Source organism: Clostridium sp. HMP27 (assembly GCF_000765165.1).
Lineage (GTDB): Bacteria > Bacillota > Clostridia > Clostridiales > Clostridiaceae > Clostridium_AK.
In genome coordinates, this window is the sequence record NZ_JMFY01000001.1 from 186,488 (window position 1) to 211,861 (window position 25,374).

Here is a 25,374-nt window from a genome sequence, read left to right on the forward strand (position 1 = left end):
AGCGGTTCCAAATGAGCTATAATATTAGTGGGGCAATAATGATATGCCCGGGACAATAAATGACCAGAGGGGTGTTGTGCTTGGAGGAAATATTAAAGTTACAACAGAAGATAGTGCCTGAGATGCTAGAAGTTATGGAAAAGAGATACTCCATATTGCGAGATATATACTATAATCAGCCTATTGGAAGAAGAATGCTTTCAAAAAACTTAGAGCTTAGTGAAAGAATAGTTAGAACAGAAGTAAACTTTTTAAAAGAGCAAAACTTTATAGAAATTACAACTCCAGGTATGATGATTACTGAAGAAGGAGAATATATAATAGAAAAGCTAAAGCACTTCATTTATGATATAAAAGGACTTGCTGATTTAGAAAGCAAACTTAAAGAAAAATTAAAGTTAATCAGCATTACTATAGTTCCTGGGAACTCAGATGAAGATGAAAATATTCTAAGGGAAATGGGAAAGGCTGCAGCAAGTTATATAAGAAATCTTCTCGAGGAAGATACTATACTGGCACTAACTGGTGGAAGTAGTATAAAAGAAGTAGTAGATAATATGCCAAAGTTTAATGCTCCAACTAATATGATGGTAGTTCCTGCAAGAGGTGGGATGGGAAGAACATTAGAAACTCAAGCAAATACACTGGTTTCTAATCTTGCTAATAAAATAAATGCAAATTACAAGCTACTTCATGTTCCAGATAATTTAAGTACGGAAGCTATAACTGCTATGTTTAAAGAAAAAGGAATAAAAGATGTGCTAGATATTATATATAATGCAAATATACTTATTTATGGAATTGGAAAAGCAGAAGAAATGGCAAAGAGAAGAGGCTTAAGCTATAAGGAAATTGAAATACTTAGGAAAAAGGAAGCTGTAGGAGAAGCCTTTGGATACTATTTTAATAAAATAGGAGAAGAAGTTTACTCTACGCCTACTATGGGCCTCAAAGATGAACATATAGAAAGTATAAAGTATCTTATAGCTGTGGCAGGAGGTACATCTAAGGCAGAAGCTATAATTGCAACTCTTACAAATAAACCTAGAGGAGTTCTAATTACTGATGAAGGCGCAGCAAGAAAGATTTTAAATATAATTAACAATTTTTCATTGTAAAATAAAATTCAATTACTTATAATTGAAGATAGATCGTTTGTTTGGTTAAAATTAACTTTACATATATTTATTTCAAGGAGGAATATTTTTATGGTTAAAATAGGTATTAATGGTTTTGGAAGAATAGGTAGAAATGTATTTAAGGCATTAGTTAAGAATTATGCAGATCAGTTAGAGGTTGTTGGAATAAATGACTTGACAGATGCAAAGACATTAGCGCATTTATTAAAATATGATTCATTATATGGAAAATTTGAAGGTACTGTTGAAGCTAAAGAATCTTCAATCGTAGTTAATGGAAAAGAAATAAAAATATTTGCTGAAAGAGATCCTAAAAATTTACCATGGGGAAGTCTTGGAGCTGACATAGTAATAGAATCAACAGGACTATTTACTGATGCAGAAAAAGCTAAGGCTCATATTGAAGCAGGAGCTAAAAAGGTCCTTATTTCAGCACCAGCTAAAAATGAAGACATAACAGTAGTTATTGGAGTTAACGAAGAAGAATATGATCCAGCAAATCATCACATTATATCAAATGCTTCATGTACAACAAACTGTTTAGCTCCATTTGCTAAAGTTTTAGATAGAGAATTTGGAATAGTAAAAGGATTAATGACAACAATTCACTCATATACTGGAGATCAAAGATTATTAGATGCTCCACATAGAGATCCAAGAAGAGCAAGAGCTGCTGCAGAATCTATGGTACCAACAACAACTGGAGCTGCTAAGGCTGTTGCATTAGTATTACCACAATTAAAGGGAAAATTAAATGGATTTTCATTAAGAGTTCCAACTCCAACAGTATCATGTACAGATTTAGTTGCAGAGCTTTCAAAAGAAGTTACTGTAGATGAGGTTAACGCAGCATTCAAGAAGGCATCAGAAACTGATATGAAAGGAATACTTGGATTCTGTGAGGAACCATTAGTATCTATAGATTTCAGAGGAGATGAAAGATCATCAATAATTGATGCTATGTCAACAATGACTATAGAAGGAAATATGGTTAAAGTTATCTCTTGGTATGATAATGAATGGGGATATTCAAATAGACTTGCTGATTTAACTAAATATGTAGCAGATAGACTATAATTTTAAATTATAGCTAAACAATAAACTAAAGGAGGGTTTTGATTGTAGTTATGGCTATAAGGCAAAACCCTTTTTAATGTAAGGAAAGGATGATAACTATGGCATTTGATAAAAAAACTATTGAAGATATAGATGTTAAAGGAAAAAGAGTCCTTGTAAGATGTGATTTTAATGTTCCTATAAAAGATGGAAATATAACTGATGAGAATAGGCTTTTAGGAGCGCTTCCAACTATTAAATATCTTATGAATAATGGTGCAAAAGTAATACTTTGTTCACATATGGGTAAGCCTAAGGGAGAAGTTAAAAAGGAATTATCTTTAGAACCTGTAGCTAAAAGATTATCAGAGCTTTTAAATAGTCAAGTGAAATTTGCGGCAGATGATACTGTAGTAGGAGAAAATGCTAAAAGGGCAGTAAGCGAAATGAAGGATGGGGAAATAGTTCTTCTTGAAAATACAAGATTTAGAAAAGAAGAAACTAAAAATGAAGAAGGTTTTTCAAGAGAATTAGCATCACTAGCAGATGTATTCGTAAATGATGCCTTTGGAACAGCTCATAGAGCGCACTGTTCTACAGTAGGAGTTACTGAATTTGTACAGGTATCTGTATGTGGATATTTAATCCAAAAGGAGTTAAAGTTTTTAGGAGACACGGTGGAAAGTCCAGAAAGACCATTTGTTGCGATACTAGGAGGGGCAAAGGTTTCAGATAAGATAAATGTTATAAATAACCTTTTAGATAAAGTAGATACTTTAATAATTGGTGGAGGTATGGCGTATACTTTCTTAAAAGCACAGGGATATACAATAGGAAATTCCTTAGTAGAGGAAGATAAACTGGAGTATTCTAAAGAGATGGTTGAAAAGGCCAAGGAAAAGGGTGTAAAGTTTATGCTTCCTGTGGACCATGTAATAGCGGCAAAATTTGATGCTTCAGCAGAGCCTGTAACTACAGAAAATGAAAATATCAAAGAAGGACATATGGGATTGGATATTGGACCAAAGACAGCTAAGATGTATGCTGATGAAATAAAATCTTCAAAGACTGTTATTTGGAATGGACCTATGGGAGTATTTGAATTTGAAAACTTTGCTAAGGGTACCTTAGAAGTTGCAAAGGCTATGGCAAATTCCAATGCAGTTACTGTAATTGGTGGAGGAGATAGTGCAGCTGCAGTTAATCAATTAGGCTTTGGAAATGAAATGACTCATATATCAACTGGAGGGGGAGCATCTCTTGAATTCTTAGAAGGAAAAGAGCTCCCAGGAATAACAGCATTGAGCAATAAGTAATTAGAAGGTGGTGAAATCAATGAGAATTCCTATAATTGCAGGTAATTGGAAAATGCATAATACCATAGATGAAGCAATTAAGCTTGTGGAAGAATTAAAACCTATGGTTAAGAATGCGAAATGTGAAGTAGTAGTATGTCCGACATTTGTATGTTTACATGCAGTGAAAAAAGCTGTAGCAGGAACAAATATAAAAGTAGGAGCACAAAATATGCACTTTGAAGAAAAGGGTGCTTTTACAGGAGAAGTTTCTCCACTAATGCTTCAAGATATGGGTATGGATTATGTAATAATTGGGCATAGTGAAAGAAGGCAATATTTCAATGAGACAGATGAAACAATAAACAAAAAAATAAAAGCTGCATTTGAACATGATTTAACACCTATATTATGTGTAGGAGAAACCCTAGATGAAAGAGAAAGTAATATAACAGAAGAAGTTATAGCAAAACAAGTAAAGCTTGATTTAGCTAATATCTCAGGAGAATTAGTAGAAAATATTGTTATAGCATATGAGCCTATTTGGGCTATAGGCACAGGTAAAACAGCTACATCTGAAGAAGCAAATGAAACTATAGCGTTTATAAGAGGTATAATAGGAAATATATATAGTAAAAATGTAGCGGATAAGGTGAGGATACAATATGGAGGCTCTGTCAAACCTGCTACTATTAATGAACAAATGTGTATGTCTGATATAGATGGAGCTTTAGTTGGAGGAGCGAGTTTAAAATCAGAAGACTTTGCAGCTATAGTAAACTTTTAAGGTGTAGTAGGGGGAAAAAGATGAATAAGAGACCAGTAATGCTCATGATTTTAGATGGATTTGGATTAACAAATAACATAGAAGGCAATGCTATAGCTAAAGCTAATAAGCCTAATTTTACAAAGTATTTTAATAATTATCCACATACAGAACTTGAAGCAAGCGGGTTAAGCGTAGGACTTCCAGAAGGACAAATGGGGAATTCTGAAGTAGGGCATTTGAATATAGGGGCAGGAAGAATAATATATCAGGAACTAACACGAATCACAAAAGAAATAAAGGAAGGGAACTTCTTTAAAAATTTACAAATAAATGAGGTAATGGATAACGCCATTGAAAATAAGTCTTCATTACACCTATTGGGACTGCTTTCAGATGGCGGTGTACATTCTCATATAGATCACCTTAAAGCATTAATAAAGCTAGCTAAGGAAAAGGGACTAAAAGATGTGTATGTTCATGCGTTTTTAGATGGAAGAGATGTACCGCCATCTTCAGCAATAGAATATATTGAAGATTTAGAAGATTATATGACTGAAATAGGAATTGGTAAAATAGCTACAATTTCTGGTAGATATTATGCTATGGATAGAGACAAAAGGTGGGAAAGAATCAATCTTGCTTATAATGCAATGGTACTTGGAGAAGGTGAGGAGTCAAAATCCGCAATAGAGGCAGTACGAAAATCATACCATGATAACAAAACAGATGAATTTGTGCTTCCTACGGTGATAATAAATGGTGATAAGCCTACAGGGATGATTCAAAATAATGATTCTGTAATTTTCTTCAATTTTAGACCAGATAGAGCAAGAGAGATTACTCGTGCAATAAACGACGAGGTGTTTGATGGATTTAATAGAGAAACATTAAATCTTAATTTTTTAACAATGACTATTTATGATAAATCTATAGAAAATGTTAGAGTAGCTTATAAACCTGAGAGTTATAAAAATACTTTAGGGGAATATGTAAGCAGCTTAGGACTTAAGCAGCTAAGAATTGCAGAAACAGAAAAATATGCACATGTAACATTTTTCTTCAATGGTGGAATAGAATATCCAAATGAAGGTGAAGATAGAGCGCTTATCCCATCTCCAAAGGTTGCAACTTATGATTTGCAGCCTGAAATGAGTGCTTATGAAGTTACAGAAGAGTTATTAAAGAGATTAGATACAAATTTATATGATATGATAATTTTAAATTTTGCTAATCCTGATATGGTAGGGCATACAGGAGTAATTGATGCAGCTAAAAAAGCTGTGGAAGTAGTAGATGAGTGCATGGGTAAAATTGTAGATAAAGTTTTATCGATGAATGGTAGTGTATTTGTAACTGCTGACCATGGGAATGCAGAACAAATGATGGATTTTTCCACAGGAGGAGCGTTCACTTCTCATACTACAAATCATGTTCCCTTCATGTATATAAGTGGTGATGCTAATTCTAAAAGTTTTATAGAAGGTGGAGTTCTAGCGGATATCGCTCCAACAATGCTCACAGAGATGGGAATTTCTATTCCTAAGGAAATGACAGGTAAAGTATTGTTTAATTTAGAAAATAATTAAAATACAACAATAATTAATATTTAGGAGGCTTATAAAATGAAAAGTTATGTAGAAATAGTAGATGTAGTTGCAAGACAAATATTGGATTCAAGATGTAGTCCTACTGTAGAAGTGGATGTAGTGCTTGAGGATGGTACTATAGGAAGAGCGGCAGTACCTTCAGGAGCTTCAACTGGAATGTTTGAAGCGGTTGAATTAAGAGATGAAGATAAATCAAAATATAATGGTAAAGGTGTATTAAAGGCTGTAGATAATGTAAACACACTAATAGCTCAAGAACTTATTGGGATGAATATATTTGATCAAGTTTCAATAGATAATACTATGATTGAGTTAGATGGAACTGAAAACAAGGGAAAGCTTGGTGCCAATGCTATGCTTGGTGTGTCACTTGCTTGTGCTAAAGCTGCAGCAGAATATCTTGGATTAGGTCTATATCAGTACATAGGAGGAGTTAATTCAAAGGTTCTTCCTGTTCCAATGATGAATATAATAAATGGAGGAAAGCATGCTGATAACAACGTAGATCTTCAAGAGTTTATGATTATGCCAGTAGGTGCTAGAACATTTGCTGAAGCTTTAAGAATGAGCTCAGAGGTTTACCATTCATTAAAATCAATACTTAAATCAAAGGGATATGATACCGGAGTAGGTGATGAAGGCGGATTTGCTCCAAATCTAAGCTCCAATGAAGAAGCTATTCAAGTTATAGTAGAAGCTATAGAAAAAACAGGATATACTCCAGGAAAAGAGATTTATATAGCACTTGATCCAGCATCTTCAGAAATATATGAAAATGGAAAATATAATTTAGCAGGAGAAGGAAAAGTTTTAACTCCAGCTGAAATGGTTGAATATTATGCAAAACTAGTTGAAAAATATCCTATAATATCCATAGAAGATGGTATGGCAGAAGAGGATTGGGAAGGCTGGAAACTTATCACTGAAAGACTTGGAGATAAAGTTCAGTTAGTAGGAGATGATTTGTTTGTAACAAATACAAATAGATTAAGCACAGGTATAGAAAAGGGAGTAGCAAACTCCATACTTATAAAATTAAATCAGATAGGAACTTTAACTGAGACATTAAATGCTATAGAAATGGCTGAAAGAGCAGGATACACTGCAGTAATATCCCATAGATCAGGGGAAACTGAAGATACAACTATAGCTGATCTTGTTGTAGCTGTAAATGCAGGTCAAATAAAAACTGGTGCTCCAGCAAGAAGTGAAAGAGTAGCTAAATACAATCAGTTATTAAGAATAGAAGAAGAACTAGCTGATATGGCAGAATATAGAGGTCTTAAGGCATTTTATAATATAAAAAGATAATAAATAACGAAGTATGGCAAATAGGAGGTTCAGGGAAACTTGAATCTCTTAATTTATATAAAATTTATGTATATGCGACTAAAATGGAATTAAATGGATATAATGGAGGATGACCTTGTATTTCAGCGTATTTACAAATTATAGTAAGTTGTTGAAAGAATCAAGTTATGCTACAATTAATAAAAGATATATATAAAACTGGGGAAAAATATTAAAACTTAACTAAAAGATGGAGGAGGTAGAGGAATGAAAAACACATTGACAATTTTACAGGTTATAGTGTCAATTACACTAATAATATCTGTCCTTGCACAGCCAGCTAAGACTCAGGGATTTAGCTTGCTTACAGGAGCATCAGACACTTTTTATGCTAAGAATAAAACAAAAACTTTTGAATCAACTATGTCAAAGCTTACAGTAATATGTGCTATATTATTTGCTGTAATAACTGTATCTTTAAACGTAATTAAGTAAAATTATTTACAAAAGTCAGGGGGATATGATTATATGGATAATTACTTAATTTATACTGTGGGAGCTGGAGTTATAGCTCTAATATTTGCTTTCTTTTTAAGTAGTTTTATTTCAAAGGAAAGCGACGGCAACGAAAGAATGAGGGAAATTTCGGGTTATATTCATGAAGGTGCTATGGCCTTTTTAAGAACAGAGTACAAGTATCTTACAATATTTGTGATTATAGTTGCAGCAGCGTTGGCCTTGTTTGTACATTGGCAAACAGCTGTATGCTTTATAATAGGAGCTCTTTTTTCAATTCTTGCAGGATATTTTGGAATGAACGTTGCTACTAAGGCAAATGTTAGAACTGCAGAAGCAGCAAGACATAGTCAAAATAAAGCTCTAAACATTGCATTTTCAGGCGGCTCTGTTATGGGTATGTGTGTAGTAGGACTAGGACTTGTAGGAATTGGATTATTATATATCTTATTTCAAGGAGATATGAATGTCATAACAGGATTTGGGCTTGGTGCAAGCTCTATAGCTTTGTTTGCACGTGTAGGTGGAGGAATATATACAAAGGCAGCAGATGTAGGAGCTGACTTGGTAGGAAAAGTAGAGGAAGGTATTCCAGAAGATGATCCAAGAAATCCTGCGGTAATAGCTGATAATGTTGGAGATAATGTAGGTGATGTAGCGGGAATGGGTGCAGATCTTTTTGAGTCCTATGTAGGGTCAATAATATCTGCTCTTACTTTAGGTGGAATAGTATTTAGCAATAATGAAGGTGTAGTATATGCCCTTTTATTATCTGCAGTAGGTATTATAGCAGCTATAGTGGGAGTGTTGGTTGCAAGGCAAAGTAAAGCTGCTAACCCTCAAAAGGCATTAAATAGTGGTACTTATATTAGTGGTATTCTAGTAATAGTTGTAGCAGCAGCGTTAAGTAACTCCATTTTTGGAAACCTGAAAGCCTTTACTGCAATAACATCAGGGCTTGTGGTGGGAATGCTTATAGGAAAAATTACAGAAATATATACTTCTGGAGACTATAACTATGTTAAGAAAATTGCCCGTCAATCTGAAACAGGACCAGCCACAACTATAATCTCAGGACTTGCTGTAGGAATGAATTCAACTATGTGGCCTATAGTTTTAATAGGAATTGGAGTTCTTGCATCATTTTTTATAATGGATGGAGCAACTAATGTGAGGATGGGGTTATATGGTATAGCTTTGTCAGCGGTAGGAATGCTCTCTATAACCGGTATTACTGTAGCAGTAGATGCTTACGGACCAATAGCAGATAATGCAGGTGGTATTGCAGAAATGTCTCATCTTCCTCATGAAGTTAGGCAAATAACAGATAAACTTGACTCAGTAGGAAATACAACAGCAGCAATAGGTAAGGGATTTGCCATAGGGTCAGCAGCCTTAACTGCATTAGCATTATTTGCATCCTATGCGCAAGCAGTACAAATAACAAGCATAGATTTGTTAAATCCGATTACTCTAGTTGGAATGCTTATAGGAGCAATGCTTCCGTTCTTATTCGGAGCGCTTACTATGGAATCTGTAGGTAAAGCAGCGAATGAAATGATAGAAGAAGTAAGAAGACAATTTAAAACCATACCTGGAATTATGGAAGAAAAGGCAAAGCCAGATTATAAAAAGTGCGTAGATATATCTACAGCAGCAGCTATAAGAGAAATGATTCTTCCAGGAGTGCTTGCCATAATAATTCCTTTAGCTATGGGATTACTTCTTGGGAAAGAAGCTTTAGGTGGATTTATAGCAGGAGCAGTAGCTACAGGAGTGCTAGTTGCAATACTTATGGCAAACTCTGGCGGAGCATGGGATAATGCTAAAAAGTATATTGAAAGTGGAGAACATGGTGGAAAGGGAAGTTTTGCTCATAAGGCAGCAGTAGTAGGTGATACTGTTGGAGATCCATTTAAGGATACTTCAGGACCGTCTATGAATATATTGATAAAACTTATGACAATAGTTTCACTTGTATTTGCACCAGTAATTTTAAAGTACGGTGGTATATTGCTTGAATTATTTAAATAGAAGGTTAGGGATTTAGCTTAAGCTAGGTCCCTTTTTATATAAATATTATTTAAGATATTCAGTTGACATGTGGATAAAATTGCTATAGCATGAATGTAAATCCAATGGCATTTAGAATTTCAAGAATACTTTATTAAATATAGAATAACTTTAATGTTTACTAGTAAGAATATACATATAGGTGTATTTTTCGTAGGCATATATAAAAGGAGGTAAATAGATGAACTTACAAGAAACTATAGTTGAATTTATGAAAGAACAGGCATACAAGCCTATGGATGCTAGAGAGCTCTCCAGAATTTTTGATATAAAGAAAAGTGACTATGAGGACTTTTTAAAGACATTAGATTACATGGAAAAGGATGGACTTATAGTTAGAACAAGAACAGAACATTATGGAGTTCCAGAAAGAATGGGGTTAATAGTTGGAAAGCTTCAAGGACATCAAAAGGGATTTGGATTTTTAATACCTGAAGTAGATAGACCGGATGTATTTATACCTTCATCTAACATGAATGGGGCTATGCACGGTGATAGGGTAATGGTAAAAGTATTAAGGGAAGAAGATGGAGGTAAAAAGTGCGAAGGGGAAATAATAAGAATAATAGAAAGAGCAAATAAAAATGTTATAGGTATATTTGAAGAAAGCAAAAACTTTGGATTTGTGGTACCGGATGAAAAAAGAATGTATCAAGACATTTATGTGCCAAAGGAAAAAGCTAAAGGAGCGAAGACTGGAGACATAGTTATAGTAGAAATACTAAAGTGGCCAGATACTAGAAGAAGCCCTGAAGGTAAAGTTGTAGAAATATTGGGTAAAAAGGGAGACCGTGGAATAGATATTTTAACTATAATAAAAAAATATAGACTTCCAGAAGAGTTTCCTCCTAAAGTGCAAAGCTATGTCGATAAAATTCCTGAAGAAATTCCAGAAGAAGAATATGAAAAACGTATTGATTTAAGAAATTTAAAAATTGTAACTATAGACGGAGAAGATGCTAAAGATTTAGATGATGCTATATCTATTGAAAAGTTATCTAATGGAAACTACAAGCTTGGAGTTCATATTGCAGATGTATCTCATTATGTAAAAGAGAAGAATCCATTGGATAAGGAAGCCCTAAAGAGAGGAACTTCTGTATATTTAATAGATAGAGTTATACCTATGCTTCCTAAAAAGCTTTCGAATGGAATGTGTAGCTTAAATCCTAAAGTTGATAGGCTTACATTGACCTGCATGATGGAAATAGATGGAAGCGGTAAAGTAGTGGATCATGAGGTTTTTGAAAGTGTAATAAAAACCAGTGAGAGAATGACTTATACAGATGTTACTAAGATACTTAGAGATAAAGATGAAGAACTTATGCAAAGATATGATTATTTGTTAGAAGAATTTAAGACTATGGAAGAGCTTTGCAAAATACTTTATAAAAAGAGAATTGATAGAGGGGCTATAGATTTTGATTTTGAGGAGTGTAAAATAACTTTAGATCAAAATGGCAAGCCTATAAAAATTGAACCTTATGAAAGAGCTATAGCAAATAGAGTTATAGAAGAATTTATGCTTGTATGTAATGAGACCATTGCAGAGTATATGTTTTGGGCAAACGTTCCATTTGTATATAGAATTCATGAAGATCCAGATATAGAAAAATTAACACACTTTAATGAGTTTGCTCATAATTTAGGTTATGTAGTAAAGATGACACAGGAGATTCATCCTAAGTCTCTTCAGGGAATCGTAGAAAAAGCTAAAGGTACAAGAGAAGAGACTGTAATAAATACATTGCTTCTTCGTTCTTTGAAGAAAGCAAGATATGCACCAGAATCTGTTGGTCATTTTGGATTAGCAGCAAGATACTACTGCCATTTCACATCACCTATAAGGAGATATCCTGACCTCATAATACACAGAATAATTAAAGAATATATAAATGGTAAGATTAATGATAAGAGGATAAATAAGCTCACTGATGAGGTATCCGTAGCGTCAATACAATCTTCCGAAATGGAAAGACTTGCAGATGAAGCTGAAAGAGAAGTAGATGATTTAAAGAAAGCAGAATATATGAGTGAAAGAATAGGAGAGATTTATGAAGGAATAATTTCTTCTGTTACAGCATTTGGTATGTTCATAGAATTACCTAATACCATAGAAGGACTTGTTCATATAAGCACGCTAAATGATGATTATTATATATATGATGAAAAGCATTTATGCCTTATAGGGGAAAGAACTAAGAAGAAGTATAAGTTAGGGGACGCAGTAAGAATTAAAGTTGATAAAGTTGATATAGATGCACATGAAATTTTCTTTGAATTACTAGATCAAGAATCAGAATACGATGAAGATTTAGATGGCAATGATATAGTAAACAATAGTGATAGTCAGCATGAAGAATTACAGAAAGACGAAGTTCAAGAAGCAGTGCTTCCAGTAGCAGAGTACTTTGAAGAAAACGAATAGGAAATTGCTGAAATTCAGTAGATAGTAATGAAATTTTTAATGTTCAAGTGTATGGAATTTGCATTGTAGCAAGCTTTCGTAGATGCAGATCCCATACATCTAGTTCAGCATTAAAAACGGTGTGAAGCTTGACTTTTAGTAAAATTTGTAATATAATATTGTTTTAAGAAGTACCATAAATAAAGTAGGTGATACCTAGTGGCAAAGAAGACAGTAAATAAGACATTAGCTGAAAATAGAAAAGCAAGACATGATTATTTTATAGAAGAAGTTTATGAAGCTGGAATAGAACTTGTAGGAACAGAAGTTAAGTCCATAAGAGGGGGAAAAGCTAACTTAAAGGATTGCTATGCTGAAATAAGGAATGGTGAAATATTTGTCTGTAATATGCATATAAGTCCTTATGAACAGGGAAATATATTTAATAAAGATCCTTTGAGAAATAGAAAGCTTTTACTTCATAAAAAGGAAATTCTTAAGCTTGAACAATTTACTGCTCAAGAGGGTTATACATTAGTTCCACTATCATTATATTTAAAGAATGGTAGAGTTAAGGTTAGCTTAGCTGTAGCTAAGGGTAAGAAAAACTATGATAAGAGAGATTCTATGCTTGAGAAGGCAGCAAAGAGGGATATTGAGCGTGAACTAAAAGAAAGATCAAAATATTAGATAAAGAAATTAAGATTTTCTTTAATTAATCAATTTATCTAATAATTACTATTGATAAATAATAAAAATTGTTGTATTATAATAACTGTAAGATAACTCAAAGCTAAATTGTCACTGATAACTAAAACGAGTTGTCAGCAAGTTCTTTGAAAAATAATATATTAATTAAATTATGGGGGCGTACATGGTTTCGACGGGGGTAAGTTGCCCCTGAGAAGCGAGTCGAGGGTCCTGGACCCGCGTTAAAAAACTAGGAAAAATATAAACGCAAACGATAATTTAGCGTTAGCTGCCTAATTAGCGCAGCTCGTCCTACCCGGGAGGCCTACGGCTTGGGATTAGGGCGTCATTTAGTAGGGAACCGAGCTCTACAAAGCTTTGAGTAGAGAACGGAATTTATGAAGCTACTGAAGTTTAAAGCCTGTTAGTGGGCGTTAAACCTAGGGAATTTTAAAACACTATCTGCACTCGGAGATGCTCAGGAGTTACTACTTTCGGACAGCGGTTCGACACCGCTCGCCTCCACCAAACCCGATAATTTCAGCCTGGTTACCCACCAGGCTTTTTATATTTTTTGAAAAATTATTAGAGAGTATATTATCAAAAAACAAATTTATCACTTTACTTACATAGCTTTTGATATTTTTATAAACAATAAGTATATGATATGCAAGTAAGGAGATGAAAATTATGGATATAAGTTATGGTTTGTTGAAATGTACAATTCTAGAAACTACTGCAATAAAGGGAGATAGTCCTCATTTTCATATACATGTCATTGCTGATGGAATACACTTTAGAATTGCCATAAATATAAAATCTGAAACGTATCCTTATGATTTGCTTTATTATATTGATGATGACTTTGAGAATGAACTTACGGCCAAACTATCAGAAATACCTTTTGGATTTTATCCAATTGGTCCAAATATAAAGAAAGACTACGGTCTTGACTATATTCGTGGGAATTTACTCCATATAAAAAATATGCAGCCGTTGCCGGATGTGCTTCCTGGTCCTGATAATGATTTAAATGAAAAGATTCGTAACATTACACATAAAGTTCTTGAAAATCCAGAAACTATTTTGTATGTTTTTGGAAGGCGGTGGGGACCTGAGGGTAGTAAAGATAAATACTTTCATTTCACTCCAAGTGATGGTATACATTCTATTCATATGAATCAAGAAATAAATCAATTTCAAGAGGATCCTGATAATAGTTGGCAGGATGGAGGCTTATTAATAAATTTTGTTTCAGAAGATAAGTGGAATGCCATTTTTTTAGCTTTTCAAGCTTATCATAATGGAAGTGAAGAGATTAATAATGCGTAATATGGCATAAATAAGAATTAAAAATAGCCTAAGATGAGAAAATAAAACATAAAATAAATACATTATAATTAAAGGAGTATTTATGGATAATATAGTTAAAGTAATAAAAAGTGAAAAGTCGTGGATGGAAAGTAACGCTATTGATCAACTTAAGAAAGTAGCAGAGCTTGATGGAGTAGTAAAAGCTGTTGGACTACCTGATCTTCATATTGGTAAGACTCCAGTGGGAGCTAGTTTTGTCACGAAGGAAGTAATTTATCCTCATTTAATTGGTAATGATATTGGATGCGGTATGGCTTTGTTTTCAACAAATATAAACAAGGGCAAGTTTAAATTTGATAAAGTTAGAGGAAAACTTGAGAGATTAAATGGACTTGAAAGTATAGATATATCCCATTTAACTGAAGAGATTCATTTGCCTATGAAGGAGGCTCTTGGAACTATTGGATCTGGAAATCATTTTGCAGAGTTTCAGCAAATTGATAAAGTGTATGATCAAGACTTATTAGATGAGTTAGATATAAATAAAGGATACATATATCTTTTAGTTCATAGTGGATCAAGAGGTTATGGGGAGTATATATTAAGGAAATATATTGGGGAGTATTCTTGTCAAGAGGGACTTAGAGAAAATAGTGAAGGTTATATTGAATACTTTAAGGAGCATAATAGTGCAGTAGAGTTTGGGGCGCTTAATAGAGAATTAATTGCATATAGGCTTTTAAGTACAATTGGTGCAAAGGATGGGCATAAGCTTTTAGATAGTACCCATAATTCAATAGCTATTAAGGAACTTAATGGAGAAAAACTTTATGTTCATAGAAAAGGTGCAGCGCCTGCAGATGTAGGGTGTGTTGTAATTGCAGGTACTAGAGGCTCTAATTCGTATATTGTTAAGCCACAAGCTAACTCTTTGGAATATGCTTTTTCAGTTGCGCATGGAGCCGGAAGGCGTTGGAATAGACTTTCCTGCAAAGAAAGGCTTGAACATGTATATCCTAATAAGTCTGTGAGAGAAAAACTTTTAGGAAGCAATTTAATATATAGCGATAGAAGTATTATATACGAGGAAGCTCCAGAGGCATATAAAAGTATTGAGAAAGTTATAGAAGATATGTTAAATGAAGACATGATAAAAGTTGTTGCAAGTCTAAAGCCTCTCATAACTTATAAAGCTTAACAAGGCCTGACTGCTTGATAAATAGTATATTTAATTTTATCAATTTATATTGCAAGTTGCAAAGTTAAGAACTATAAGCTATAATGTTTTATGTAATTAATGTATGATATGAAATAACAATATAAAACATGTAAAAAGGTGCCCGAAAGGGAGAATAGGGAATGAGGTATAAGCCTCAGCGGTCCCACCACTGTAAACGGTAGAACTTTTATAATCCACTGGATTACACCGGGAAGGAAAAAGTATCGTTAGTCCGTAAGCCAGGAGACCTGCCTTTTTCATTATTGCATCTTAGATTTAAGAGGCTATATTAAGAATGATGGCAAAATTCTTGAATACAAATATTTGTATTCAAGAATTTTTTTCTTTTTGTTTAAAAAATTTAATGAGGTGATGGATATGAAGGTTATTAAAAAGCTTGTAAGTTGTGACAATTCTATAAAATATTTATTAAGAATGAAAGACGGTAATACTATTGAAACTTTATATATGTATGATAAGGAATTAAAACTTACTTATCATAGTACAGTATGTGTCTCTTCTCAAGTGGGTTGTACCCAGGGGTGTTTTTTCTGCGCAACAGGAAAACAAGGCTTGGTAAGAAATCTTACCTCGCTTGAAATAACTGAACAGGTAGGTGTTTGTGTTGATTACTGCAAAGAAGCGAAGTTACTGCCAATAGATGCGGTTGTTTTTGCAGGAATGGGTGAACCTTTTATGAATTATGAAAATGTTAGAGATGCCATAATTAGCATATATAACAAATATAAAATAAGCAGTTTTGAAATTGCAACAGTAGGTTTAGCACCGAGAATCCGAAGATTGATAAATGATTTTAAAGATAGTGATGTTAAGATTAGACTTAACTTATCATTACATGCATCGTCAAATGATACACGTAAAAATATAATGCCAGTTACCTTAAAATATGACATAAATTCTATAATTGAAGCAGCAGTTGAATATGCAGAAACATTCAACATAAAGACCAGAATAAGATATATGATATTTAAAGGTATAAATGATACTGACGAGGATGTAAAAAGATTAGAGGGGCTGCTAGCAGATAAGCCATTAAAACTTATAATTTCAGCGTATAATGATAATAATATAGAAGGACTGATTGCGCCACAAGAAAGTGATGTAACAAACTTTTATAATAAACTAAAAAACAAAATAGATTGCGAGATATTCCACAATTTTGGGAAGGACATTAAGGGAGGATGTGGACAGCTTAGACAAGAAAAGATGATAGAAGATGAGGAAGTAGTATAGTTTAACGTTTAAACAGAATTTATTAAAAAGTTATCATAAGAAAATTTTAAATTAAAGATATAGTAAAACAAAAATAATTGTGATAAAATTACCACAAGATAAAGTGTTAAAGCTTTATTAAATTTTAAGTAGACACATAAAGGAGGGGCGACTGGCTTTGCACGCCAGGTATAATATGAATAATAAGATTAGAATAGGTATTGTAGGTTATGGAAACCTTGGAAAAGGTGTAGAATTATCTTTAAAACAAAACTCAGATTTTGAATTAGAGGCTATTTTCACAAGAAGAAATCCTGACAAATTGCAGTCAAATTCAAAAATGGTACATATTTCAGAAATGGAAAATTATAAGGACAAAATTGATGTTATGATTCTTTGTGGAGGATCTGCAACAGATTTACCAGAGCAGGCTCCAGAGATTGCAGCAACATTTAATACCGTAGATAGCTTTGATACTCATGCTAGAATACCAGAATATTTTAATAGGCTAGATGAAGTAACAAAAAGAGCTGGTACTATTGGACTTATATCCGTTGGCTGGGATCCAGGAGTATTTTCACTAAGCCGACTTTTAGGTCAATCAATACTTCCAGTTGGAAAAGACTATACTTTCTGGGGCAAGGGAGTAAGTCAAGGTCATTCAGATGCAATAAGAAGAGTAGCTGGTGTTAAGGATGGTATTCAATATACTATACCTGTTGAATCTGCTATTGAAAGAGTTCGTACAGGAGAAAATCCTGAATTTTCAACAAGAGAAAAACATGAAAGAGTTTGTTATGTAGTGCCTGAGGAAGGTGCCGATTTGGAGCAAATAAAAAATGAAATTAAAAACATGCCAAATTATTTCTCAGATTATAATACTACAGTGAATTTTATAACTGAAGAAGATTTAAAGGAGAATCATAGCGGGATACCTCACGGTGGATTTGTTATTCGTACAGGTGTAACCGGAGAGAATACTAAGCAGAGAATGGAACTTAGTTTAGATCTTGGAAGTAATCCACAGTTTACTTCTAGTGTGCTAGTAGCTTATGCAAGAGCAGCTTATAGAATGTCCAAAGAAGGTCAATCAGGAGCGCGTACAGTATTAGATATTCCATTTTCATATTTATCACCAAAATCAGGGGAACAATTAAGAAAAGAATTGTTATAGGATAGATTGAAGATAAGTACAATATATAAGTTAAAAGAACACCAATACTAGTATTGGTGTTCTTTGTGAATTTGTAGGATTTAATTAAATAATTTTTTAAAATAAGTTTTTGGGCTTATATGAGTAAATTTTCAGTATTCAAATATTAAAATAATGTTATAATATTTAAAAAAACATATAAAATTAAAGGAGTTTAACTATGAGACTAACTTATAAAAACCCAAGGGAATTAGCAACATGTATAAAGGATTTGGTAGATTCATACTTAGAAGGATTAATTGAGCATGATCCATTTGAAGAAAAGTTAATAAAGCTTATTAACGCTAATAAAGATAGAATTTATAAGGATGATGTAATGTCTGTAAAGATATCTAGCGTTTTAGGAAATTCAAGGATAGATATAATTAATAAAATAATAAATAAGTAAAATAAAAGCCTGGTTTGAGTAGCCAGGCTTTTTATTAAATGTTTTTTGTAAGACTTAACTAGCTTCCAATCAGCATTTATTTTATACAATAGGATACCAATATTTATAGGGTACTTAATATATTGTTAATAAAACCTTTGACAAGCTTAGTAAAATCTGATATTTTATATTAGGAATTTATTAATTTTTTGTAAACATATTAGGAGGAACTAAATGAATACTCAAACACAAAATGTAAAGATTGTAAACGCAGATCCGTCAGCGTTGGGATTATTTGGACTTGCTATGGTAACAATTGTAGCTTCTTCTCAAAAGCTGGGGTTAACAGAGGGTGTATCTTATGCTTTGCCATGGGCTATTTTTCTAGGAGGATTTGCACAGTTATTTGCATGTTTTAATGATTCAAAGAGACAAAATGTTTTTGGAACAACAGCCTTTGGGGCATATGGATTTTTCTGGCTTGCAGTTGGCGCTTCATGGATGATAAATGCCGGGGTATTTGGGCAAACTTTAAAGGCGGGTGTAGATCCAAAACAGATTGGCTTTGCCTATTTGGGATATCTAATATTTACTATCTTTATGACAATTGGAGCAATGGAAACACATAAGGTATTATTTACCGTATTCTTTTTGATTGACTTCTTATTTTTAGGATTAACGCTTTCCTCTTTTGGCATAGCTCATGAATTTACTCATATGTTAGCAGCATATTCAGAGCTGCTTATTGCATTGGTATCTTTTTACGGCTCAGCAGCAGCAGTTTTAAACCCTCACTTTGGCAGGGAGTTTTTACCTGTAGGGAAGCCTTTTGGAGTGTTTAAAAAGTTGAGTGTTAAGGAAGCGGAAATGAAGAAAGCTTCATAGGAAAAAATAACGTTAATAAATAATTAAAAACCACGTTGAAGTTATATACGACGTGGTTTTTAAAATATATAGAAAAAGACATAATTTTATTTTTATTCTTTGATGTTAATTTTATTTTCTTGAATAAGCTTTTGACTATAAGAGTCGAGCTTAACCCCTGTTTTATGAAGTTGATTATCAACTACGCTGGCTTGGGCTATGTGGTCAATTATTGAGTTGGTGGTAGTCTTTAGGATGTTATCAACGTTAAGTATTTCCTTAGTCATAGTTTCAATATGCTCTTTTTGAGTAGATACAATATTCATAACTTGTAGTACTTCTTCTTCAACTTGAGCTATAGTAGACAAGCTTTTTTCTACTTTTTCTATAGCATCACTTGAAGCTTTAACTCCCTTTGAAATAACTGAGTTAGATTTATCAGAATTAATTAATACTTTTTTTGTTTCATTTTGAATTCCATGTATTAAGTTAGATATATCCTTTGTGCTTTTTCTAGTTATCTCAGCTAATTTCTTTACTTCACCAGCGACCACGGCAAATCCCTTACCTTGTTCACCGGCTCTAGCAGCTTCTATTGATGCATTTAGTGCTAAAAGGTTAGTTTGACTTGCAATACTTGTTATTAATTGAACAACTTCATTGACTTTATTAAAGCTTTCGGCTAACTCGTTAATGCTACGAGTATTGTTAGCATTTTCGCTTTCTAGGGATTTAATTATAGAATCCATTTCTTCAATGGCCATTTTTCCTTCGTTTGATTTCTGAACTGTATCTTCTGTAATTTTTATAAGCTTATTACTTTCTGTAAATAGATTATCTGTAGAGTCATTTGTAAGGTCAGTTAAATTTGAAATTTTACTCATATGTACTTTTATATTATCTGTAAGTTCAGTTAAGGCGTTATGTTGATTATTAACTATTTCATGCTTATCTACAGTTGTTTTTAATAAATCATTTATTGATTCTATAAATTCAATAGTTTCAGTACGAAATTGAGCATCTTTTTCCCTTATCTCATTTAACTCAGTAGAAGAGATTAGCTCATCATTGGTTGATTTGTTTTTTCTAATCATTTTTATCCCCCTTAGTTTTAGATGTTATTTATAATGAATTGGTTATTTAGTACCTATAAAGGTAACTTCTAACTTATATTTTATAGTTAATATTAATGATAAGCAATGTATTTCTGATTAGTATAAAACAAAAAAAATAATAATGATAATGTATACATTAAATAAGACTTCATAATATGCTTAAAGAATTTAAGATGATAACCGAATAATAAAACATAATATATATTTAGACCAAGTATAATGGGTGCTTGGTTTGTCTAATACCATGATGTTTTAGATTTCCTCATTAAAAGACAAAAAAACCAAAAAATTTCATAAGATTACTTCCAATTATTATCAAAACAATGTAAAATGTTATTAATATAATATGACAAAAAATGTATCATATAATAAAAATATCCTATAAGGAGATGGGGGAAAGAGCAATGGATTTGATGTCAATTTATGGTATAGTATTAGCAATTGGATTTATTTTGTTCGGGATACTTTCTAGTGGACAAATAACAACGTTTGTAGATATACCATCTGTACTAATAACTATAGGTGGAACTATAGGTGCACTTTTACTGAGTAGTAAAGGAAAAAATGTTAAAGTATTATTAAAGCTATTTAGAATAGTTTTTAAGGAAAATAAATTTAATAATGTTGAACTTATTACGAATTTTATAGAATGGTCTACAAAAGCCAGAAAAGAAGGATTATTATCGTTAGAAAATACAGTTGAAAGTATTTCAGATCCATTTATAAAAAAAGGAATGATGATGATAGTTGACGGTTCAGAGCCAGATACAATAAAGGGTGTATTAGGACTAAAAATTAGAGGTATAATTGAAAGGCATAAGGAGAATAGAAATATGTTTGATACCGGGGCAGCTCTAGCACCTGCCTTTGGTATGATTGGTACATTAATAGGGCTTATTAATATGCTTAAGCAATTATCCGATCCATCTAGCATAGGGCCTCAGATGTCTATTGCTTTAATTACAACACTTTATGGATCGTTTATAGCAAATGTAGTTTTTATGCCTATGTCTAAGAAGTTAAAGGCTAAAACCTCTGAAGAAGTATATCAAAAAGAAATGATTATAGAAGGATTATTAGGCATTCAAGCAGGAGAAAATCCAAATAACTTAAAGGAAAGAATGCTTTCATTTTTAGATGAGGAAACTATTAATCAGTTACAATCAACGAGTCAAAGGGGAGAAGAATAAAATAATATGAAGGAGGAAGAGAGCGGTGGCAGACAATTATAATATGGATGATGACGATGAGGGTGGCGGCAGTGAATGGCTTGCAACCTACGGCGATTTAGTTACCTTGCTTCTTTGCTTTTTTGTTTTACTCTATTCGATGTCTGTTATAGATAGTGCAAAGTTTAAACAAGCTGCTGAATCTTTAAACAACATGGGTATAATGTTGCAAACTGGGTCCATAAATCCTACCGTAGGCGATTCAATTGCTGATTTAGACGTATATAGAGCTAAAAGTGCTGAAGACCAAATGAATGACATATATAAAGAGGTAAAGGATATTATAGATTCTGGAGGGTTAACAAAGGATGTAGAAGTAAAAAAAGTTGATAAAGGCGTGCTTTTAAGGTTTAAGAATGAGATCTTATTTGATATAGGACAATCAGATTTAAAGCAAAACGCTAAAGATAATCTTAGTAGGCTTGGTAAAGTATTACGAAAACATAATAAAATAATTAAGGTAGAAGGACATACGGATAATATACCTATAAGTAATAGTGAATACAGAAGTAACTGGGAATTATCTACTGCAAGAGCCATAAGTGTTGTTAGATATTTTACTGAAGAACTTCCTAGTGACCAACGATTGAATCCAAAAAGTTTTGAGGTTTCAGGTTACGGAGAATATCATCCAATTGCACCTAATAACACCGAGGAAAATAAGCAAAAGAATAGAAGAATTGAAATAACTATAAGTCAGTAATAATTATATTACAAGAAAAACAATAAAATATATTGAATTTTAAAATTATTCTAGTATAATATATAAAAATGGATAAATTATTGTACATTAAAAACTATGACGGGGAATAGTAAATAAGGTGAAAATTCAAAGCGAATCGGTGGATGGTGAAAGCCCGATAATATAGCTTTATAGAAAGCAGCCCTCGAGTTTCTTATCGAGAAAGGGGAATTGATTTTTTAATTCCTACAATAGAGACAGACGTTTCCTCACGTTACAGAGGATTGGGATTTTTTATTCCAATTGAGGGAGTGCTTTATAGCACTAACTAGGGTGGTACCGCGAAAAGTCTTTCGTCCCTTTATGGGATGGAGGACTTTTTTTATTTTTATTAGATTGGAGGAAGAAGTATTATGGAAGAAATTCTTGAGATTCTAGAGAAAAATAGTAAATACAACGAAGAAGAAATAGCAGTGATGACAGGTAAAACTACTGGAGAGGTAAGGGAAGCTATAGAGAAGTACGAAAAGGATAATGTTATTGTAGGATATACTGCTTTAATTAATTGGGATCAAACAAGTAAAGACAGTGTTATAGCGCTGATAGAGGTAAAAGTAACTCCACAAAGAGGAGAAGGTTTTGATAAAGTGGCAGAAAGAATATATAGATTTCCAGAGGTTAAATCTTGCTATTTAATGTCGGGGGGATTTGATTTAACTGTCATTGTTGAAGGAAAGACTATAAAAGAGGTAGCACTTTTTGTATCAGAAAAACTGGCTACACAAGAGGGAGTTTTAAGCACTGCAACACACTTTATACTTAAAAAATATAAAGACAAAGGTGTTATATTTGAAGAAAAAGTAAGGGATGATAGGGAGGCTATATTTATATGAAGATAGAAGATATGATTTTACCTAAGGTTAGTAATATGCCACCTTCAGGTATAAGAAAGTACTTTGATATGATAAATGAAATGGATGACGTAATATCTCTTGGAGTTGGAGAACCGGATTTTGTAACTCCATGGAATATAAGAGAAGCCGGCATTTATTCCCTAGAAAAAGGGCATACACACTATTCTTCGAATGCAGGCCTTATTGAACTTAGAGATGAAATTTCATCATATTTAAATAGGAAGTATGATTTAAAGTATAATGCTGATAATCAAATACTTGTTACTGTTGGAGGAAGTGAGGGCATTGATATAGCGCTTAGGGCATTGGTTGCAGAAGGTGATGAAGTTATTATACCGGAACCAAGTTTCGTTGCATATAAAGGATGCACTGTTTTCACTGGTGCTAAACCAGTGGTTATTAATCTTAGAGCTGAAGATGAATTTAAATTAACTCCAGAGTTGCTTGCTCAGGCGATAACTCCAAAGACTAAAGTAGTTATTGTGCCTTTTCCAAATAACCCAACTGGAGCCATTATGACAAGGGAAGAATTATCAGCAATTGTAGATGTTCTTAAAGATAAGGACATAATTGTATTATCAGATGAGATATATTCTGAATTAACTTATGAAGGAGAGCATGTTTCTATTGCAAGCTTTCCGGAAATGTACGAAAAAACTATAGTTATCAATGGTTTTTCAAAATCTTACGCTATGACAGGGTGGAGAATGGGCTATGTTTGTGGACATCGTATATTAATAGATGCTATGAAAAAGATTCATCAATATGCAATTATGTGTTCTAATACAACGGGTCAATATGCTGCTATTGAAGCTTTGAAAAATAGTGATAGAGATGTTCAAGAAATGGTCAGAGAATACAATAGAAGAAGAAGAGTAATGGTAAATGGATTTAGAAAGATGGGGCTTGATTGTTTCGAACCTAAGGGGGCATTTTATTTATTCCCATGTATAAAATCAACTGGGTTAACATCAGATGAGTTTTGTGAAAGACTTCTAATGAAGGAAAAAGTGTTAGCGGTTCCAGGACACGCGTTTGGAGAGTGTGGAGAAGGGTTCGTAAGAACCTGTTATGCTTCTTCAATGGATAACATTATGGAAGCACTTAAAAGAATAGAAAGATTTGTTAGAGATTGTTAATATAAAAACTTTGAGGGAAATAAACAAAAGGTTGACATTAATAAAATACACATATATAATCATAAGAAAAACAGAATATTTCTTATCAAGAGAGGTGGAGGGACTGGCCCTGTGAAGCCCGGCAACCGGTATGTATTTTTATAATTCATACAATGGTGCCAATTCCTGCAGCGAAAGCTGGAAGATAAGGATGGCAATAGGCATAAAGACCTAAAGGATATCCTTTAGGTCTTATTTTTTTATTAAGTATACAAAACTTTCAGTGAAAAGCAAAGATTTTAATCTAATAATAAAAAATCATTTATTAGGGGGCTCGAAAATGTATATAAAAGACATATTCTCACGCAAGAAACCGATAATATCCTTTGAGATTTTTCCACCTAAAAAAGAATCTTCAATCGATACTATATATAATACAATTGATGAATTAGCACCTTTGAAACCAGATTATATCAGTGTAACCTATGGGGCAGGTGGAAACAGTGAAACTAGGAATAAGACTGTAGAGATAGCTTCTATTATAAAAAATAAATATAATATTGAAGCACTAGCGCACCTAACGTGCATGACATCTACTAGAGACGAAGTCAATGGAATTTTGAATGATTTAAAAGAAAACAATATTAAAAATGTACTAGCACTTAGAGGAGATTTGCCTCAAGACACAAACTTTAAATTCCCAGAACCTCTTCATTTTAAATATGCAGAAGATTTAATAAAAGATATAAAGAATCATGGGGATTTTTGTATAGCGGCAGCGTGCTATCCGGAGACCCATATTGAAAGCAATAGCGCAGACGAGGATTTTAAAAATCTTAAAAGCAAAGTAAACTCAGGAGTGGATTTTATGATAACTCAATTATTTCTTAATAATAAGTTTTTTTATGACTTTAAGCAAAGGGCAGAGGATAAGAAAATAAACATTCCTATTGAAGTAGGTATTATGCCTGTGATAAATAGTAAACAAATAGTTAGAATAGCAAGTTTATGTGGCGCACATATTCCAGAGAAATTTACGAAAATAATAAATAAATATATAGATAACCCGCAGGCATTAAGAGATGCTGGGATTGCCTATGCTACAGAGCAAATAATTGATTTGTTGTCTTCAGGAGTAGATGGCATTCACATATATACAATGAATAATCCAGAGGTAGCTAAAAAGATAGTATCTAACATAGATTCTATTGTAAGTGCATTAAATAGTGAGAATAGGCTTTAATGATTTTAAAAACCATTATTT

General features: G+C 32.9%; 22 protein-coding genes, 1 other RNA gene, 2 riboswitches and 1 other annotated feature. Of the genes, 22 read left to right on the forward strand and 1 reads right to left on the reverse strand.

All coding sequences use genetic code 11. The features are described from left to right. The first annotated feature begins 80 nt into the window (after positions 1 to 80). The 17 genes from DP68_RS00880 (at position 81) to DP68_RS00955 (ending at position 19,073) form a co-directional block, all read left to right on the forward strand. Positions 81 to 1,118 carry a sugar-binding domain-containing protein gene (locus tag DP68_RS00880; protein ID WP_035304848.1) on the forward strand — a complete coding sequence of 346 codons (1,038 nt, stop codon included), beginning with the start codon at positions 81 to 83 and terminating at the stop codon, positions 1,116 to 1,118. A 90-nt stretch (positions 1,119 to 1,208) separates the two neighbouring features. Continuing rightward, a complete protein-coding gene (gene gap, locus DP68_RS00885; RefSeq protein WP_035304849.1) occupies positions 1,209 to 2,216 on the forward strand; it encodes a type I glyceraldehyde-3-phosphate dehydrogenase in 1,008 nt (335 codons plus the stop codon). Between the two features lie 98 nt (positions 2,217 to 2,314). Then, complete coding sequence (locus tag DP68_RS00890) at positions 2,315 to 3,511, forward strand: phosphoglycerate kinase (protein WP_035304851.1); 1,197 nt, start codon at positions 2,315 to 2,317, stop codon at positions 3,509 to 3,511. A 19-nt stretch (positions 3,512 to 3,530) separates the two neighbouring features. Further along, positions 3,531 to 4,277 (forward strand): triose-phosphate isomerase, encoded by a 747-nt coding sequence (tpiA, locus tag DP68_RS00895; RefSeq protein WP_035304853.1) that lies wholly within the window; start codon positions 3,531 to 3,533, stop codon positions 4,275 to 4,277. Positions 4,278 to 4,297: 20 nt separating this feature from the next. Beyond that, positions 4,298 to 5,845 (forward strand): 2,3-bisphosphoglycerate-independent phosphoglycerate mutase, encoded by a 1,548-nt coding sequence (gene gpmI, locus DP68_RS00900; protein ID WP_035304854.1) that lies wholly within the window; start codon positions 4,298 to 4,300, stop codon positions 5,843 to 5,845. Positions 5,846 to 5,881: 36 nt separating this feature from the next. Next, positions 5,882 to 7,177 (forward strand): phosphopyruvate hydratase, encoded by a 1,296-nt coding sequence (gene eno / locus DP68_RS00905; protein WP_035304856.1) that lies wholly within the window; start codon positions 5,882 to 5,884, stop codon positions 7,175 to 7,177. 246 nt (positions 7,178 to 7,423) lie between these two features. Then, a complete protein-coding gene (gene secG, locus DP68_RS00910; protein WP_035304858.1) occupies positions 7,424 to 7,651 on the forward strand; it encodes a preprotein translocase subunit SecG in 228 nt (75 codons plus the stop codon). 33 nt (positions 7,652 to 7,684) lie between these two features. After that, positions 7,685 to 9,706 (forward strand): sodium-translocating pyrophosphatase, encoded by a 2,022-nt coding sequence (locus tag DP68_RS00915; RefSeq protein ID WP_035304859.1) that lies wholly within the window; start codon positions 7,685 to 7,687, stop codon positions 9,704 to 9,706. 220 nt (positions 9,707 to 9,926) lie between these two features. Next, positions 9,927 to 12,173: a ribonuclease R gene (rnr, locus tag DP68_RS00920; RefSeq protein WP_035304861.1), complete on the forward strand. Its 2,247-nt coding sequence runs from the start codon at positions 9,927 to 9,929 to the stop codon at positions 12,171 to 12,173. Positions 12,174 to 12,371: 198 nt separating this feature from the next. Continuing rightward, entirely contained in the window at positions 12,372 to 12,842 is a 471-nt protein-coding gene (smpB, locus tag DP68_RS00925; protein ID WP_035304862.1) for an SsrA-binding protein SmpB, read from the forward strand. A gap of 174 nt (positions 12,843 to 13,016) precedes the next feature. After that, positions 13,017 to 13,370: a transfer-messenger RNA gene (gene ssrA / locus DP68_RS19105) on the forward strand. 162 nt (positions 13,371 to 13,532) lie between these two features. Then, the gene (locus DP68_RS00930; protein WP_052085570.1) at positions 13,533 to 14,174 is read left to right on the forward strand and encodes a YukJ family protein; all 642 of its coding nucleotides are present in this window, start codon (positions 13,533 to 13,535) and stop codon (positions 14,172 to 14,174) included. 82 nt (positions 14,175 to 14,256) lie between these two features. Further along, a complete protein-coding gene (locus DP68_RS00935; protein WP_291546796.1) occupies positions 14,257 to 15,354 on the forward strand; it encodes an RNA ligase RtcB family protein in 1,098 nt (365 codons plus the stop codon). Positions 15,355 to 15,473: 119 nt separating this feature from the next. After that, positions 15,474 to 15,646: riboswitch (cobalamin riboswitch) on the forward strand. 107 nt (positions 15,647 to 15,753) lie between these two features. Then, on the forward strand, positions 15,754 to 16,629 hold the full coding sequence (locus DP68_RS00940) for a radical SAM protein (RefSeq protein ID WP_035304863.1): 876 nt from the start codon (positions 15,754 to 15,756) through the stop codon (positions 16,627 to 16,629). A gap of 175 nt (positions 16,630 to 16,804) precedes the next feature. Then, positions 16,805 to 17,782, forward strand: coding sequence for a diaminopimelate dehydrogenase (locus DP68_RS00945; protein WP_035304865.1), 978 nt, complete (start codon positions 16,805 to 16,807; stop codon positions 17,780 to 17,782). Positions 17,783 to 17,981: 199 nt separating this feature from the next. Next, positions 17,982 to 18,209 carry a TIGR04540 family protein gene (locus DP68_RS00950; RefSeq protein WP_035304867.1) on the forward strand — a complete coding sequence of 76 codons (228 nt, stop codon included), beginning with the start codon at positions 17,982 to 17,984 and terminating at the stop codon, positions 18,207 to 18,209. A gap of 213 nt (positions 18,210 to 18,422) precedes the next feature. Continuing rightward, positions 18,423 to 19,073, forward strand: a complete 651-nt coding sequence (locus tag DP68_RS00955) for a GPR1/FUN34/YaaH family transporter (RefSeq protein ID WP_035304869.1) — start codon at positions 18,423 to 18,425, stop codon at positions 19,071 to 19,073. Between the two features lie 92 nt (positions 19,074 to 19,165). Here DP68_RS00955 and DP68_RS00960 read toward each other — a convergent pair whose 3' ends face one another. Beyond that, positions 19,166 to 20,146, reverse strand: a complete 981-nt coding sequence (locus tag DP68_RS00960) for a methyl-accepting chemotaxis protein (RefSeq protein WP_035304871.1) — start codon at positions 20,144 to 20,146, stop codon at positions 19,166 to 19,168. A 425-nt stretch (positions 20,147 to 20,571) separates the two neighbouring features. Between DP68_RS00960 and DP68_RS00965 the strand changes: the two genes are divergently transcribed. The 5 genes from DP68_RS00965 to metF all read left to right on the forward strand — a co-directional run bounded on the left by DP68_RS00965 (position 20,572) and on the right by metF (position 25,353). Beyond that, the gene (locus tag DP68_RS00965) at positions 20,572 to 21,357 is read left to right on the forward strand and encodes a MotA/TolQ/ExbB proton channel family protein (protein ID WP_035304873.1); all 786 of its coding nucleotides are present in this window, start codon (positions 20,572 to 20,574) and stop codon (positions 21,355 to 21,357) included. A 25-nt stretch (positions 21,358 to 21,382) separates the two neighbouring features. After that, positions 21,383 to 22,099: an OmpA family protein gene (locus DP68_RS00970; RefSeq protein ID WP_081957041.1), complete on the forward strand. Its 717-nt coding sequence runs from the start codon at positions 21,383 to 21,385 to the stop codon at positions 22,097 to 22,099. Between the two features lie 87 nt (positions 22,100 to 22,186). Further along, positions 22,187 to 22,442: a binding site (T-box leader), on the forward strand. 49 nt (positions 22,443 to 22,491) lie between these two features. Continuing rightward, on the forward strand, positions 22,492 to 22,971 hold the full coding sequence (locus DP68_RS00975) for an Lrp/AsnC family transcriptional regulator (protein ID WP_035304875.1): 480 nt from the start codon (positions 22,492 to 22,494) through the stop codon (positions 22,969 to 22,971). Continuing rightward, positions 22,968 to 24,131 carry an aminotransferase class I/II-fold pyridoxal phosphate-dependent enzyme gene (locus DP68_RS00980; protein WP_035304876.1) on the forward strand — a complete coding sequence of 388 codons (1,164 nt, stop codon included), beginning with the start codon at positions 22,968 to 22,970 and terminating at the stop codon, positions 24,129 to 24,131. Before DP68_RS00975 ends, DP68_RS00980 begins: the two co-directional genes overlap by 4 nt. A 79-nt stretch (positions 24,132 to 24,210) precedes the next feature. Beyond that, a riboswitch (SAM riboswitch) is annotated at positions 24,211 to 24,322 on the forward strand. Between the two features lie 128 nt (positions 24,323 to 24,450). Continuing rightward, positions 24,451 to 25,353, forward strand: a complete 903-nt coding sequence (gene metF, locus DP68_RS00985) for a methylenetetrahydrofolate reductase [NAD(P)H] (protein WP_035304878.1) — start codon at positions 24,451 to 24,453, stop codon at positions 25,351 to 25,353. Positions 25,354 to 25,374 lie beyond the last annotated feature (21 nt).